General features: G+C 73.7%; 14 protein-coding genes and 1 tRNA gene. 10 read left to right on the plus strand and 5 right to left on the minus strand.

Annotated features, from left to right (window positions below):
- Positions 1-58 precede the first annotated feature (58 nt).
- From O7622_RS06500 to ricT, 4 genes are all read left to right on the plus strand, one after another.
- Positions 59-388, plus strand: a complete 330-nt coding sequence (locus tag O7622_RS06500; protein WP_013473591.1) for a YbaB/EbfC family nucleoid-associated protein — start codon at positions 59-61, stop codon at positions 386-388.
- A gap of 1 nt (position 389) precedes the next feature.
- A complete protein-coding gene (locus O7622_RS06505; protein ID WP_282312357.1) occupies positions 390-695 on the plus strand; it encodes a hypothetical protein in 306 nt (101 codons plus the stop codon).
- Positions 695-1,363, plus strand: a complete 669-nt coding sequence (locus O7622_RS06510; protein WP_282312358.1) for a hypothetical protein — start codon at positions 695-697, stop codon at positions 1,361-1,363. The genes O7622_RS06505 and O7622_RS06510 overlap by 1 nt, the downstream gene beginning before the upstream one ends.
- A gap of 259 nt (positions 1,364-1,622) precedes the next feature.
- Positions 1,623-2,453 (plus strand): regulatory iron-sulfur-containing complex subunit RicT, encoded by an 831-nt coding sequence (gene ricT, locus O7622_RS06515; RefSeq protein WP_282312359.1) that lies wholly within the window; start codon positions 1,623-1,625, stop codon positions 2,451-2,453.
- Positions 2,454-2,599: 146 nt separating this feature from the next.
- On the opposite strand, the gene O7622_RS06520 is transcribed toward ricT, so the two are convergent.
- Positions 2,600-4,330 carry a metallophosphoesterase gene (locus O7622_RS06520; protein WP_282312360.1) on the minus strand — a complete coding sequence of 577 codons (1,731 nt, stop codon included), beginning with the start codon at positions 4,328-4,330 and terminating at the stop codon, positions 2,600-2,602.
- Positions 4,331-4,462: 132 nt separating this feature from the next.
- On the opposite strand from O7622_RS06520, the gene O7622_RS06525 reads away from it, so the two are divergent.
- A tRNA-Thr gene (locus tag O7622_RS06525) sits at positions 4,463-4,536 on the plus strand.
- A gap of 337 nt (positions 4,537-4,873) precedes the next feature.
- Here O7622_RS06525 and O7622_RS06535 read toward each other — a convergent pair.
- Entirely contained in the window at positions 4,874-5,701 is an 828-nt protein-coding gene (locus tag O7622_RS06535) for a TrmH family RNA methyltransferase (protein WP_282312361.1), read from the minus strand.
- Positions 5,702-5,830: 129 nt separating this feature from the next.
- Here O7622_RS06535 and O7622_RS06540 point away from each other — a divergent pair, with 129 nt between their 5' ends.
- The gene (locus O7622_RS06540; RefSeq protein ID WP_282312362.1) at positions 5,831-8,005 is read left to right on the plus strand and encodes an acyltransferase family protein; all 2,175 of its coding nucleotides are present in this window, start codon (positions 5,831-5,833) and stop codon (positions 8,003-8,005) included.
- 104 nt (positions 8,006-8,109) lie between these two features.
- Here O7622_RS06540 and O7622_RS06545 read toward each other — a convergent pair whose 3' ends face one another.
- Complete coding sequence (locus tag O7622_RS06545) at positions 8,110-8,730, minus strand: pyridoxamine 5'-phosphate oxidase family protein (RefSeq protein ID WP_282312363.1); 621 nt, start codon at positions 8,728-8,730, stop codon at positions 8,110-8,112.
- Positions 8,731-8,896: 166 nt separating this feature from the next.
- On the opposite strand from O7622_RS06545, the gene O7622_RS06550 reads away from it, so the two are divergent.
- The 3 genes from O7622_RS06550 (at position 8,897) to O7622_RS06560 (ending at position 11,116) form a co-directional block, all read left to right on the plus strand.
- Complete coding sequence (locus O7622_RS06550; protein ID WP_282312364.1) at positions 8,897-9,403, plus strand: DUF2231 domain-containing protein; 507 nt, start codon at positions 8,897-8,899, stop codon at positions 9,401-9,403.
- Entirely contained in the window at positions 9,400-9,936 is a 537-nt protein-coding gene (locus O7622_RS06555) for an Hsp20/alpha crystallin family protein (RefSeq protein ID WP_282312365.1), read from the plus strand. The genes O7622_RS06550 and O7622_RS06555 overlap by 4 nt, the downstream gene beginning before the upstream one ends.
- Before the next feature lie 61 nt (positions 9,937-9,997).
- Entirely contained in the window at positions 9,998-11,116 is a 1,119-nt protein-coding gene (locus O7622_RS06560; RefSeq protein ID WP_282314057.1) for a glycosyltransferase family 9 protein, read from the plus strand.
- Here O7622_RS06560 and O7622_RS06565 read toward each other — a convergent pair.
- Together O7622_RS06565 and rfaE2 are read right to left on the minus strand one after the other, a co-directional pair.
- Positions 11,091-11,963, minus strand: a complete 873-nt coding sequence (locus O7622_RS06565; protein WP_282312367.1) for a glycosyltransferase family A protein — start codon at positions 11,961-11,963, stop codon at positions 11,091-11,093. The two genes, O7622_RS06560 and O7622_RS06565, sit on opposite strands and share 26 nt — an antisense overlap.
- Positions 11,960-13,843 (minus strand): D-glycero-beta-D-manno-heptose 1-phosphate adenylyltransferase, encoded by a 1,884-nt coding sequence (gene rfaE2 / locus O7622_RS06570; protein ID WP_282312368.1) that lies wholly within the window; start codon positions 13,841-13,843, stop codon positions 11,960-11,962. Before rfaE2 ends, O7622_RS06565 begins: the two co-directional genes overlap by 4 nt.
- A 126-nt stretch (positions 13,844-13,969) precedes the next feature.
- Between rfaE2 and O7622_RS06575 the strand changes: the two genes are divergently transcribed.
- Positions 13,970-14,527 carry a type 1 glutamine amidotransferase domain-containing protein gene (locus tag O7622_RS06575; protein WP_120572023.1) on the plus strand — a complete coding sequence of 186 codons (558 nt, stop codon included), beginning with the start codon at positions 13,970-13,972 and terminating at the stop codon, positions 14,525-14,527.
- Positions 14,528-14,544: the final 17 nt, after the last annotated feature.

Raw genomic sequence — 14,544 nt, forward strand, 5'->3', positions numbered from 1 at the left:
GTGACCGAGGCGGCACGCTCAGTGAGGGTCGGGCCGACCGGCCGGGAGGAGTCCGCCGATGCCGCGGGGCGAGATCGACGAGGCCTGGATCGAGGAGGCGGTGCGGCGCTACCGCCGGATCGAGAACCTGCAGGCCGAGTTCGACCAGGCGGTCGCGACGGTCGAGGTCACCGTCCGCTCACCCGACGGGCTCGTCGAGGTGGTGGTGACCGCCGGCGGACGCATCACCGACGTGCGTTTCCTCGGCCCACTGCACCACCGCAGCCCGCGCGACGTGGCCGGTTCGGTGCAGGCGGCTGTGACGGCCGCCGCCGACGCGGCCCAGTGGGCGCGGGAGAAGCTGCACAACGAGACGTTCGCGGCCTACCGGCCGCTGGCGGGGGCCTGACATGGAGACGCTGCGTACCCTGGCCGTCCGTCTCGACGAGGCCGGCGCGACCCTCGCCACCCTCTCCCGCACGGTGACCGCCACCGACCCGCCGCATCCCGCGTTCGGCGCGCACACCGCCGGCCGCCCCGGCGAGGTGGGCCGCGCGCTGCACCGCCAGTGGACGCTCGCCACAGCCGACCGGGCGCGCGAGGCGCAGGCCGCCGCCGTCCGGCTCGCAGCCGCAGCGGCGGCGCTGCGCAGCGCCGCCGACCGCTACGCCGCCGCCGACGACGCGGTCGCCCGGCGGCTGGCCCGGGAGGCCTGATGGACGCGCTCGACCGTCTCGCCGAGCCGGGGCTCGACCTGCTCGCCCGCGTCGACACGCTGCTGGCCGCCGGCGCGCCCGAGGGGCACCGGCTGTGGCCGCTGCTGCGCCGCATGCAGGTGCTTCCCGGCGCGGCCGTGCGCGAGTTCCTCGACCTGCATCCCGCGCCGCTGACCGGCGCCGGCCACGCGGTGCGCCGGCTCGTCCGGGGGTACGACGACACCTGCGCGCTGCTGGCCGACCAGGTCGCCTGGTCCGGTGCCGCCGCGTCGGCGTACGACGAGGCACGTGCCGCCCTGCTGCGGCACCTGGACGAGGGGCCGGACAGCCTGGTGGGGCGGCTGGAGTCGACGGCGGGCTACGCCGACGCGCTGGCCGGCTGGGTGGAGGGCAGCCGGGCCGCGCTGGCCCGGGCGCTGGCCGAGGTGCTGGGCTCGGCCGAGGCGGTCGCCGTGCACGCGGCGACGCGGCCCGGCGCCGAGGCGGGACGGGCCGGGGCGTCGGCCGCGGCCGAGATCGCGACGAGGGTCCTGGGTGTGCTCGGGGTGGCCTACGACGGTGCCGAGACGCTGCTGCGCCAGTGGGGGCCGAGCCTGGCCGAGACACAGTGGCGGGACCGCGCCACCACCGCCCCGCACTACGGCGGCACCACCCGGATCGGCTACTGACGGTCCACGGCGTCGCGCGCCGGTCCGGCCGTGGCCGGGTGACGGCGGCGACGCCGTGGCCTTCCCCTGCACCCCCCGCAGGTATGCCTTCACTCAACGCGCCGGGCGGTGTTTGTCAGGGGCCCCACTGAGATTCAGCCATCCGGGCGAGGCGATGGGGCCGGTTCGGCCGGGCCGACGATGATGATCGCTGCGGTGGGTGACCGGGCGGCGACAGGTGCGCCGTGCGGCGGGCGTCGATCCGCGTAGGGTGTGGCGTATGGGCATGCTCTGCGCGGTCAGCTTCAACCGGTACGGGCGCCTCTACTACCTCGACCCGGGTGAGCTGCGCCCGCAGGTGGGCGACCGGGTGCTGGTGCCCACCGACGAGGGGCCCGAGGTGGCCGAGTGCGTCTGGGCCGCGCAGTGGGTCAGCGAGGACACCGACAGCTTCCCGAAGCTGGCCGGGATCGCCGGCGACGAAGACCTGCGCCGCGACGAGATGCTGCGCCGGCGCAAGGCCGAGGCGAAGGTCGCCGCCAAGCGGCTGATCCGCGAACACGGCCTGCCGATGAAGGTGGTCGCCGTCGACCACGTCCTGGCCACGCCGGAGAACGGCAGCGACCGCACCACCATCTACTTCACCGCGCCGCACCGCGTCGACTTCCGCTCGCTGGTTCGCGACCTGGGCGCCACGCTGCACTGCCGGGTCGAGCTGCGGCAGCTCTCCGCCCGTGACTCCGCCCGCGTGCAGGGCGGCATCGGCTCCTGCGGGCGTGACCTGTGCTGCGCCACGTTCCTGACCGACTTCGAGCCGGTGACCATCCGGATGGCGAAGGACCAGGACCTGCCGCTCAACCCGTTGCGCATCTCCGGGGCGTGCGGGCGGCTGATGTGCTGCCTGAAGTACGAACATCCGCTGTATCAGAAATTCCAGGAGTCGGCCCCGGCGGTCGGCAGCCGGGTGTCCACGCCGCAGGGCGAGGGCAAGGTGGTCGGCCACAGTGTCCCGCGCGACGCGGTGACGGTCCGCCTGGACGCCGACGGCTCCCGTTCGATGTGCTCCCGCGCGTCGGTGTGCGGCCCGAGGCAGGCCCACGACCAGCGCTGACCCCTCCCCCTCCCTCCTCCCACCCTCCTCCCTGTCCCGCCCGCCCCCACCCCGTCGATCATGAAGTTGACGGTCGAAATAGTGATCGACTTCGCCGCTAACTTCATGGTCGACGGGGTGGGGTGGGGGTGGGGGCCGGTGCGGGGTCAGCGGATGACGACGGGGGGCTCGGCCAGGCGGGGGGTCAGGTGGGTCTTCGGGGTCAGCCAGGAGGCGGTGGGGGACTGGTCCTGGTTCAACTGCCAGTCGTGGGACACCTTGTCGACGGCGATCGGGTAGATCGTCAACGTGCCGTCCGGGTCGATCCGGAACCGCAGGAACACCTTCGAGTCCTCGATGCCCTGCGCCGCGAACAACTCGTTCAGATTCACCCCGAACGCGCCCGCCACCAGCAGATAGAGCGCCACGAGCTGGCTGGCCACCAGCCCGCTCACCGGCCCGTAGAGCACCGCCGCGGCGACCGCCGGCATCGGCCACGGCCAGTCGTAGAACGGCAGTTGCAACCAGACCCACGTGCCGCCGGCGGCGAGCGCCACCTGGGCCAGCCCGTGCGCCACCCCGAGGATCCAGTGCCGGGCGTGCCGTTTCCCGCCCGCCGTGGGTGGCTTGGCGAAGAACACCGCGCCCATCATCGCCGCCCCCAGCATGATCGCCAGCGGCACGCTGAACAGGCGCTGCTCGGTGGTGCCCACCTGCTGCACCGCCACCCCGGCCATGGCCAGCATCAGCAGCGTGTGCAGGGTGCCGAGCAGCGTGGTGAAGCCCGGGTTGCGGAACGGCAGCCGGGCGAAGATCCCCCAGCCGTACCGGCGGGAGCGCGCCTTGTCCGGATAGCGCGCAGCCAGGTCGTACTCCCGGGTGTTGCTGGCCCGCCGGGTCAGCGTGTCACGCGGCGGCACCTCCAGCTTCTCCGGCAGCCGGTGCGTGGGGTAGAGGTAGGCGCCGCCACCGCCGCACGTGACGAGCTGCCGGTCCGGCCCGGCATAGCGGGCGTAGTGGTGCAGGTCGCCGGAGACCAGCACCCGCACCTGAGCGCCGGTCGGCGCGACGAGGGTACGGATGAAGTAGTCGATCGAGTCGTACGCGTTGGGGTGGTCGACGGCCTTGACCCACGTCGGCGCCGGCACCGCCAGGATCACCTTGGACTCCGGGGTGAGCTTGCGGGCCACCTCATCGAAGTAGGTGAGCTGCGGGTCGTCCAGGTACGAGCCGGACTGGTCGTCGAGGCCGAGCAGCCACCAGCCGGCCGGCAGCTCGACGGCGAAGTACGAGCGGGACTGGCCGGTGCCCCAGCCGGCGAAGTGCCGATCCCGGGTACGCACGAACAGGCGCAGGAACGCGGTCAGCCCGTCGTACCAGTCGTGGTTGCCAGGCACCGCGAACAGCGTCGGCTGCTCCGGCGGGGCGACAGGCAGCGCCGACTGGTACGGGCCCTTGCAGCGGTCCTCGTACGCCTCGTAGCCCGCCGCCGGATAGACCTGGTCGCCGCCCATCACCAGCGTCTGCGCGCGGGGAAGGGTGTGCCCGTCCACTGTCAGCTCCGGCTGGGCGAGCAGGTACGCCACCGAGTACGTGGCGTCGAAGCCGTCACCCAGGTCGGCCACGTAGTCCAGCCAGAGCCCGCCGTCCGGTCCGACCTGCCGGAACGTGCCGTCACCGAACGCGTTCTGCAACTCGCGCTTGTCCAGGTACGCCCCGAACAGCATGGCGAGCAACGTACGCAGGCCGGTGCTGATCAGGAGCAGTGGCGCGAGCCAGGGCACCGGCCGGCGCGGGGTGAAACCCAGCTCCCGGGGGTCGATGCTGCGGGGGCGGCGGGTGGCACGCTCGCCGGGATGCGCCTCGGGAGCCGGTGGTCGCGGCGGTTCGTCGGTCACCCGCCGCAGGGTAGTCCGGACCGGGCGCGAAGTCTCTCCCGTAACGGGGCGGACGTGGTCGGGTGTCCGGGTTCGAGGCGAGGGGATCCGGTTCGGCTTCCGGTCGGGCGTGCCGTACACTTGGCGGTCGTTGCCGCCTTAGCTCAGTCGGCTAGAGCGACGCACTCGTAATGCGTAGGTCGACGGTTCGATTCCGTCAGGCGGCTCGGTACAGAAGCCCAGGTCATCGGCCTGGGCTTCGCCGTTTCCCGAGGCCGGCCCGAGGACTCCGGCATGGATCGAAGCGGCCGATGCCGCAGACGCCGATACCGGCCACGGTCGCTGTGTCGTCGCCGGTCACGGGCAGCCCACCGCCCTCGCCGCCGACGGGAGCCGCCGGGCTGGTGGAGGAAGCAGGAGGCGGCGCGACCGTGGACGCGGCGCTGGGCGTGGCGCTCGATCCCGACGTGGGCTGGGACGTCGGCGTCGGAGTGGGCGAAGCCGCGCAGTCAAGTGCTCGTGCGGCGGTGAGCCACCGGACGGGCGGGATGCGACTCCGCCCGCCTACCGGCGCTCGGCGCGCTGCCGGGCCGCCTCGTACAGCGCCACCGTCCCGGCCGCCGCCGCGTTCAGGGAACTCGCCGCCCCCACGATCGGGATGCGCACCATCCGGTCGCTGGCCTCCTGCCAGCCCTTGCTGAGCCCGTGCGTCTCGTTGCCGATGAGCAGGAGAGTGGGGCCGGTCAGGTCGTGCTCGGCGACGTCCACGTCCCCGTGCTCGTCCGTACCGATGATCTGGACCTGCGGAAGTCCGTCCGCGCGCACCGCGGCGACCCAGTCCAGGACGTCGCGGTGACTGGCGACGCGCACCACGGGTAGGGCGAACAGCGACCCGGTGGTGGCCCGGACCGCCTTCGGGTCGTACGGGTCGGCGGCGTGGCCCGTGATGATCACGCCGGAGGCGCCGAAGGCGTCAGCGGAGCGGATCAGCGTGCCGATGTTGCCCGGCGTCTTGGGGCGGTCGAAGACCACCACGAGCATGGCCGGCCCGACCGGGATGCGGGCCAGGTCGTCAGCGGGCTGCGCCACGACGGCCAGCAGCTCGGGCGACTCCTCCTCCTTGCCGCTCAGTTCCCGCATCAGCTCCGGCGCGAGGGCCACCCGCCTGGCGTCGGCGCGGTCGAGCAGGTCGCGGCACCAGCGGGACAGGGGCTGCCGGTCCGGGTAGAGGAGGGCACTGATCTCCCAGCCCTGTTCCAGTGCCACCGTGATCGGGCGTACCCCCTGGACCAGGAACTCCCCGGAACGCTGCCGCTTGGTGCGGTTGGTCAGCAGCGCCTGCCACTGCTGGAAGCTCGCGTTGCGGGTGGTGATCGTCAAGGTCTTCGCCACGCAGCCGATTCAACCGCATCGGGGTTGGCGGCCACTCGGCGGTGAGGCGTGCGACGCGGCGCGATTGTCCGCCGGGTGACCAGCCGCTATCGTTCCCTCGCCCCCAGCCCGCAGAGTTTGAGGATCGCGATGACTTCCCCGCCGTTGACGAAGGTTGCCGATCGGGAGGGTTCACCGGTCGAGGAGCCGGCCGGCACGGCCACCGGACGCGAGCCGGGCAGGGAGGCGACGCCGAGCCGGTTCCGGGCCGACGTCGCCGGGCTCCGGGCCGTCGCCGTGGGACTGGTGCTGCTCTATCACGCCGGGTTGCCGTTCATCCCCGGTGGCTTCGTCGGCGTCGACGTCTTCTTCGTGATCTCCGGCTTCCTCATCACCGGGCAGCTCATCTCGGAGATCGAGCGCAGCGGTCGGGTCTCGCTCACCGGTTTCTACGCGCGCCGGGCCAAGCGCATCCTGCCCGCCGCCACCGTGGTGCTGGCGGTCACGGCCGTCGCGGTCCGGCTGTTCGTACCCCGGGGTGAGTGGCAGGTCGTCGGCGGCGACATCGCCGCCGCGGCGACCTACATCGTGAACTGGCGGTTCGCCGACCGCGCGGTCGACTACCTGGCCGAGGACGTCGCGCCGTCGCCGGTCCAGCACTTCTGGTCGCTCGCCGTGGAGGAGCAGTTCTACCTGCTCTGGCCGCTGCTGATCGTGCTGGCCATCCTCGCCGCGCGCAGGCTCCGGCGGGCTGACGTACGGCCGGCCCTGTGGGTCGGTCTCGCGGTGCTGGCGGTGCCGTCGTTCGTCTGGTCGATCATCGAGACGGCCGACTCGCCGCAGCGGGCGTTCTTCGTCTCCACCACGCGGCTGTGGGAGCTCGGGGTCGGCGCCGCCATCGCGCTGCTGGCGGTCCGCGCCGCGCGGATGCCCCGGTCCGTGGCTGTGGTCCTCGGATGGCTCGGCCTCGCCGCGATCGTCGCGGCGGCACTGCTGGTCAGCGGAAAGACCGCATGGCCCGGGTACGCGGCGGCGCTGCCCACGCTCGGCGCGGCGGCGGTGATCGCGGCCGGCGCGGCAGCGGGCCCCCGCGGGCCGGTGATGGTGCTCGGCACGCGTCCGTTCCAGTGGATCGGTGACCTGTCGTACTCGCTGTACCTGTGGCACTGGCCGATGCTCGTGGTGGCCGCCGCCCACTTCGGTGACCTGTCGCTGACCGAGGGCCTGCTGGTGGCGCTCGCCTCGGTGATCCCGGCCTGGCTCACCTTCCGGCTGGTCGAGAACCCGCTGCGGTACTCGCGGAAGATCTCCACGTCGCCGCGTCTCGCGTTGAGCCTGGGCGGCAACTTCACGCTCGCCGGCATCTGCGCCGGCATGGTCCTGGTGCTGATGGGCGCCTGGGCCGCCGCCGCGACCACCACGAAGGGCCGGTACGCCCCAGGCGCCGCGTTGCTGTCGACAGCGCCCGGCACCGCGCCGATCGGTCCGGTCCCGGAACGGTTCGACACGATCACGCCGGATCCGCTGGAGATCCGGCAGGGCTTCATGGACGTGCCCGACACCAACCGGGACAAGTGCTTCCAGCAGGTCGACGGTGCCGAGGTGCTGTCCTGCACGTACGGCAACCCGAACGCCGCCACCACCGTCGCGCTCGTCGGCGACTCGAAGATGGACCAGTGGCTGCCCGCGTTCCAGGTGCTGGCCGAGCAGAACGACTGGAAGATCCTGATCGCCGCGAAGGCGTCGTGCCCGTTCACCAGCGCCCCCGCGGTCCGGGCGGACGACCCGAGCAGGCTCTACACCGACTGCATCGACTGGAACCGGTCGCTGATGCGCAAACTGGTCGAGGAGCGGCCCGACTACCTGGTCACCTCGCAGGGCGCGGCGCGCGCCTTCGACAGCGCGGCCGAGGAGCCGACAGTCGAGGCAATGGTCGCCGGGGTCCGGTCCGCGTGGAAGAAGCTCGACGCCGTGGGCACGAAGGTCGTCGTGCTCGCCAACAACCCCGGCCCCGGACCGGCGGTGACGTGCGCCGACAAGAACCGCAAGCGCCTGTCCCGGTGCGCGTTCGACAGGGAACGGCACGACCAGGACCCGGCCTACCGGATGCAGCGGCAGGCGGTCGCGGGTGCGCCGAAGGTCAAGATGATCGACCTGTTCGACGCCGTCTGCCCGACCGACAGGTGCCCTGTGGTGTTCGGCAACGTGCTCATCTACCGGGGTGGCTCGCACATCGGCGCGGCGTACGTGAAGACGACAGCGCCGCACCTCGCCCGTGCCCTGTCCGACGTCGGCGTACCCGCGCGCTTCACCCCGGCCGGGTAGCTCGCCGGGGTTGCGGTGCCCGGCCGGAACGGCGGCGTGATCATGCGTCGGCCGCTCTGGCTCAGCCTCGCGTACGTGCCCGGTGGCGGCCGCCGGCGACGGGGTCAGCGGTAGAGCGTCTCCAGGTAGGCCGGGCCGTAGTGGCGTTCCAGGTCGGCCAGGCTCTCCGCCGGGGCCTCCACCTCCTTGATCAGCCGGGCGCGCGTCGGCAGCACGTCCGGCTGCCAGGTCTCCTGCTGCCACAGCTCGGAGCGCAGGAAGGCCTTCGTGCAGTGGTAGAAGATCTGCTCGATCGCGACCTCGACGGCCAGCACCGGCCGGTGGCCCTTGACCTCCATGTCAGCGAACCACGGCGCGTCGGAGATCAGCCGGGCCCGGCCGTTGATCCGCAGCGTGTCGGTGCGGCCGGGGATCAGGAAGATCAACCCGACGTGCGGGTTGGCCAGGATGTTGCGGTAGCCGTCGGCCCGCCGGTTGCCGGGCCGCTCCGGAATCGCGACCGTGGCGTCGTCGAGCACCAGCGCGAAACCGGGCGGGTCGCCCTTGGGGGAGACGTCGCAGGTGCCGTCCGCGCCGGCGGTGGCGATCAGGCAGAACGGTGAGGCGGCGAGCCACTCCCGGTCGCGTTCGTGCAGCGTACGGCGGTCCTTCGCGGCCGCCCGCGGCATCGGTGTGCCGATCAGCTCGCGTAGTTCGGCCTCGCTGGTGATCTCCCGGGTCGTCACGTCTTCCTCCCCCGTCCGTTGACCTCGACGACGGTTCCGGCCCGTGGCGGGCCGTGATCCGCCACTGTCAGCCTAGGAGACGCGTCGAGCGCCGGGTTTGCCCCCGGAGCCGGCGGGTAGGGACCGGTTCGCAGCGTGCGTCCGGACGCGACGGATGGAGGCCGAGATGGAGAGCCGGCTCAAGGTGCTCGGCCATCCCGTGCATCCGATGCTCGTGATGTTCCCGGTGGCGCTCTTCGTGACCGCGGTGATCTTCGACGTGGTGGACACCGTGGGCGGGCCCGGCTTCCTGGCCGAGGTCGCGTACTGGAACATCACCATCGGTCTGATCGGCGGCCTGCTGGCCGCGGCGGCCGGGGCGTTCGACCTGCTCGCCCTGCCGGCCGGCACCCGCGCCAAGCGGGTCGGTGTCACCCACGCCGCCGCCAACGTGGCGGTCATCCTGCTGTTCGCCGCGGTCTGGGCGGTCCGGCTCAACGCCGACTCCCGGGCGGCCGGGGGCGCGCTCGTCGCCATCGAGGTGGTCGCCCTGGCGATCCTCGGCGTGAGCGCGTGGCTCGGCGGCGAACTGGTGGACCGGCTCGGTGTCGGCGTCGACCCGGAGCACGATCTCAACGCGCCCAGCTCGCTGCGACCCTCCCCGGCGACACAGCGGATCGGAGACGCGCGATGACGGAACAGGGCAGCGGACGAGGCTGGCGTGGCCGCCAGCAGGGCTGGGATCCGATGGGCGAACTCCAGTCGCTGCGCTCCGAGCTGAGCCGGCTGGTCGGCGGACGCTCCGGCAGCCAGGACGTGGATCTGGCCGAGACGGCCGACGGCTGGGAGGTAGTCGTCCGGCTTCCCGGCGTGGCGCCGGAGGAGGTCGCCGTCGAGCTGGACGACCGGGAGCTGTGCGTACGCGCCCGGTCGGAGGCCGAGGTGAACGCCGACCACGGCATCCCGGGCGGGTTCACCACCCGGGGCTTCGAGTACCGCGTGGACCTGCCGTCCCGCGTGGACCCGGACCGGATCGACGCGGTGATGGACCACGGCCTGCTCCGGGTCCGCCTGCCCCGGGCGTCCCGGCCCGCGCCGCGCACCATCACCGTCGGCCGGACCGGCCCGCGACCGGGCGCCGACCGTACGCCGATGCCCGCCGACCCGGCCGCGGACCGGGAGCTGCACCACCCGGACACCGCGCTCGACGAGATCGACAGGCCGTAGGGGCCGCGTGACCAGCCCGTCGGACGACTCCAGCGCGGCGCGTCTGCCGCCGCGCCGCGACCTGGAGCCGTCTGCGCTCGGCCCGGTCGGCGAGCGCGTCCCTGACGTCGAACGGATCGCCGTGCTGCGCGCCAACGCGCTCGGTGACTTCATCTTCGTGCTGCCGGCGCTGGACGCGTTGCGGTCCGCGTACCCGTCGGCGGAGATCGTGCTGCTCGGCGCGCCGTGGCACGCGGCGCTCTGGCGCGACCGGCCCGGCCCGGTGGACCGGGTGCTGGTGGTGCCGGCGGCGCCCGGCATCCGCGACCCGGGGCCCGGCGAGTCGCCGGGTGACGTTCCGGTGTTCCTGGCCGCCGCCCGCGCCGAACGGTTCGACCTGGCCTTGCAGGTGCACGGCGGCGGCGGCAACTCGAACCCGTTCGTGGCCGGGCTGGGCGCCCGGGTCACCGCCGGTCTGCGGGCCGAGGGCGCGCCGCCGCTGGACCGGTGGCTGCGCTACGTCTACTACCAGCACGAGGTGATCCGCTACCTGGAGGTGGCCGCTCTGGTCGGAGCGCCCGCCACCACGATCACCCCGTCACTCGCGGTCACCGCCGCCGACCGGGCGGAGGCCGCCGACGTGCTCGGCGAACCCACCCGGCCCCGGGTCGCGCTGCACCCGGGCGCCACCGACACGCGGCGGCGCTGGCCGCCGGAACGCTTCGCCGAGGTCGCCCGCGAGCTGACCCGAGACGGGTACGAGGTGCTGGTCACCGGCACCCCCGCCGAGCAGGAGACGGTCGACGCGGTGGTGGCGGCGGCGGGGGTGCCGGTGCGTCCCCAGGTCGGCACGCTCAGCCTGGGCGCGCTGGCCGCCGCGTACGCGGACTGTGCCCTGGTGGTCTCCAACGACACCGGCCCGCTGCACCTGGCCGCCGCCGTGGGAGCGCCGACAGTGGGCGTGTTCTGGGTCGGCAACCTGATCAACGGGGCGTCGCCGCTGCGCGGGCGGCACCGCCCGATCGCCGCGTGGACCACCCACTGCCCGGTCTGCGGCGTCGACTGCACACCCGGGATCTACCCGCACCGGCCGGGCGACGGCGACTGCCCGCACCGGGTGTCGTTCGTGGCCGACGTACCAGTCGCCGAGGTGGTCGAGGCGGCCCGGGAGCTGCTCACACCTCGGCGGGCGACTCGCTGAGCACGACCTCCCACGCCTCCACGTCGCGTTCGGTGACTGTGGTCGGCGACTCCAGGTGGTAGGCCCCGCTGGGCAGCACACCCGCGCCGCCGTGGCGCTCCAGCACCGCGAGCTGGGCGGCGACGTCCTCGCCCTGGTGCCGCTCGGGCAGCCGCTCCCAGAAGTCGAAGCCGCCGGCCCCGACAAGCTTGGCCCGGTCGTAGAGCACGCACCCGCCGATCCAGGAGACCTTGTACGCCCGCCACTCGTCCGCCGCCAGGTCCAGCTTCTCGGTGACGTGCAGCAGGTTCGCCGCCGGGTGGATGGACGCCCGGTGCCACTCCGGCGAGCCGGGCTGGATACGTTCCGGCACCGGCGGCCCGGTCCACTCCTCGTAGTGCTGGTGCGTCTCCGGGCGGACGTCGTCGGCGTAGGAGAGGCCGTGCACCGCATTGCCGACGAACCCGCAGCCCAACTCGGCGAGCGCCGTGACCAGCCGGGACAGCGTGCCCGGCTCCAGCCACACGTCGTCGTCGAGGCAGAGCACCGCGTCGGCCGCCGACTGGGCCAGCAGGTACGACCGGTGCTCGGCCAGGCCGCGCCGGGGCAGCCGCCGGGTCAGCAGCACCGGATGTCCCCGGTGCCGCAGCGCCCGCACCATCGTGGCGGCGGCCGGGTGGGCGTACGCGGGGTCGCCGTCGGACTGGTCGCTGACCACCACCCCGAAGCCGGGTACGCCCTCCTGGGCGGCCAGCCCGGACAGCGTGACCGCCAGTTCGGCGGGCCGGTTGCGGGTGGGGATCAGCACGTCGAGCCGCCGGTGGTGCCGGAACATTTCGGGCGTGCCCGGGTCGAGCGGACGGGTCACGCCGGCCTGCCCTCGCCCACGGCGGGGCTGTGCGAATCGGGCATGGCCTCACGGCCCTCGCTTCGCTCGGTGCGTTCGCTCATGCTGTGCGACTGGGCGCGGATCCGGTCGATGATCGCCGAGGTGGAGCGGTCCGGCACGTACCCGAGCGTGCGCACCTGCCCGCCCAGCCGCCGTACCAGCGGCGCCTCCGGCACCATCTCCGGCGGGTAGTCGCCGCCCTTGACGTAGACGTCGGGCCGGACCGCCTCGATCAGCCGGGCCGGCGAGTCCTCCTCGAAGACCACCACGTGGTCGACGCAGGCCAGCGCCGCCAGCAGGGCGATCCGGTCCTCGACCGGGTTGACGGGCCGGTCCGGGCCCTTGAGCCGCCGTACGCTGCCGTCCGAGTTGACCGCCACGATCAGCAGGTCGCCGAGCGCGCGGGCCTGGGTCAGGTAGCGGACGTGCCCCGGGTGCAGCACGTCGAAGCAGCCGTTGGTGAACACCACCGACCGCCCGGCCTGCCGGTGCTCGTCCACCAGGGCGGCCATCTCGTCGGCGCCGACCAGCGCCGGGTGCCCGCCCTCGTCCGCGCCGGTGCCGAGCGCGGCCAGCAGATCCTGCCGACGGCACACGCAGGTGCCGGTGTCGGCCACAGTGATGGTGGCGGCGAGCTGGGCGAGCTGGGCGGCGGTGGGCAGGCCCGCGTCGGCGGCGAGCGCCAGCGTCATGGCCGCCAGGTACGCGTCCCCGGCGCCCACCGCGTGGCTGGCCGGGACCGGGGTGCTGTGGCTGCGCCGGGGCTCGCCCTCGGCGCCGCCGACCACCGCGCCCTCGGTGTCCAGTGTCACAGCCACCACGTCGGCACCGGTGTGTTCGCGCAGCTCGGGCAGGCGGGACTCGGCCAGCACCGCCCGGTCCACGCCGGCGCCGGCCGCCGCGCTCACCGTCACGCCGGTCCCGGTGACGCTCAGCCCGTCGCCGGTCAGCGCCACCCGCTCCTCGCCCGGCACCGGTTCGCCGGTCGGTCCGGCGGGCGCCTCGGCTGCGGGCGTGCCGGACGTCGGGTGCGGGCTGCCGGGTACGCGCTCACCGGACCCGCCGGGCGCGGCGCCCACCATCAGCTCGGACGGGCCGTCGGCCGCCGCCGGGTGGTTCAGGTGCACGTCGCCGCTGGGGACGGCGCCCCGCTCGGCGTGCGCGAACCCGGCGGCGGCGCGGGCCAGCAGCCGGGTCGCCTCGGCGAAGCTCGGCGTCACCACTGTCGGGTTCAGCCCGCGCCAGTCGGCCAGGTCGTGCGCGTCGAGCGCCACGGTGCCGTACCGGTCGCGGTTGGCGATCAGCCAGGCGCGTACCGCAGACGGCAGCGCGCCCAGGCCGTAGTCGCAGACCACCAGCGTGAGCGGCTGCCCGGCGGCCACCGCCCGCAGCTCCTCGGTGGCGCAGTGCAGCGCGGTCAGCAGGCGGGCCACGCCGTCGGCGTCCAGCCCGTCCTCCGGTCCGCCGGAGTCCTCGCGGAGCAGGATCTGGTTGCCGGCGAGCATCCGCCGCTTGACCGGCGTGGGCCGGCCCGACTGGCTCACCGTGCGGTCCCAGACCGCCGCCCGGTCCAGGCAGTCGTGCAGCTCGTCGCCGGCTACGTCGGCGCCGACCGGGGCGACCAGCGCGGCCCGGCCGCCGAGCGCTGCCACGTTCACCGCCGTGTTGGCGGCGCCTCCCGCAGCGGAGATCCGCCGCCGCAGGGTGAGGACCGGCGCGGGCGCCTCGCGGCAGAGCCGCTCCGACTCGGCGAACCGCCACTCGTCCAGCATGGCGTCCCCGACGACCAGCACGGGACGCTGCTGCCAGCTCGCCACGACGGTGGCCAGCCGGCGCTCTTCCGCTGCTGCTCCTGCCATACCGCTGCGGATCCCCCCGGGCTGTCGGGCCAAACCTTGGTGCGACGCGGGCCACCCGATGCGTCCGGTTTCGCGGCATCGGACGGGGGAACCGTCTCAGACGTACCCCGGAGAGGAGAGAACGGCATGGCAGCGACACTTCAGGGCAAGCGCATCGCCTTCCTGGCCGCCGACGGCGTCGAGGAGGTCGAGTACACCAAGCCCCGGGAGGCGGTGGAGAACGCCGGCGCCCAGGTCGAACTGGTCTCCATCGAGTCCGGCACGATCCAGGCCTTCAACCACCTCGACCACGGCAAGCAGTACCAGGTCGACGTCACCACCAAGGAGGCGGACGCCGGGGCGTACGACGGCCTGGTCCTGCCCGGTGGCGTGGCGAACCCCGACTTCCTGCGGACGGACCCGGAGGCGGTCCGGTTCGTCAAGGCGTTCTTCGACGCCGGCAAGCCGGTCGGCGTGATCTGCCACGGCCCGTGGACGCTCGTTGAGGCGGACGTGGTGCGGGGCCGCACCATCACCTCCTGGCCGAGCCTGCGCACCGACCTCACCAACGCCGGCGCGAACTGGGTCGACCAGGAGGTCGTCACCGACAACGGGCTGGTCAGCAGCCGCAAGCCGGACGACCTGCCGGCGTTCTGCGCCAAGATCGTCGAGGAGTTCGCCGAGGGGCGGCACGCCGCCCGATGAAACTCGTACGCCCACCG

Origin of the sequence: Micromonospora sp. WMMD1076 (assembly GCF_029581475.1) — a bacterium.
In the GTDB taxonomy this organism is placed as follows: Bacteria; Actinomycetota; Actinomycetes; order Mycobacteriales; family Micromonosporaceae; genus Micromonospora; species Micromonospora aurantiaca.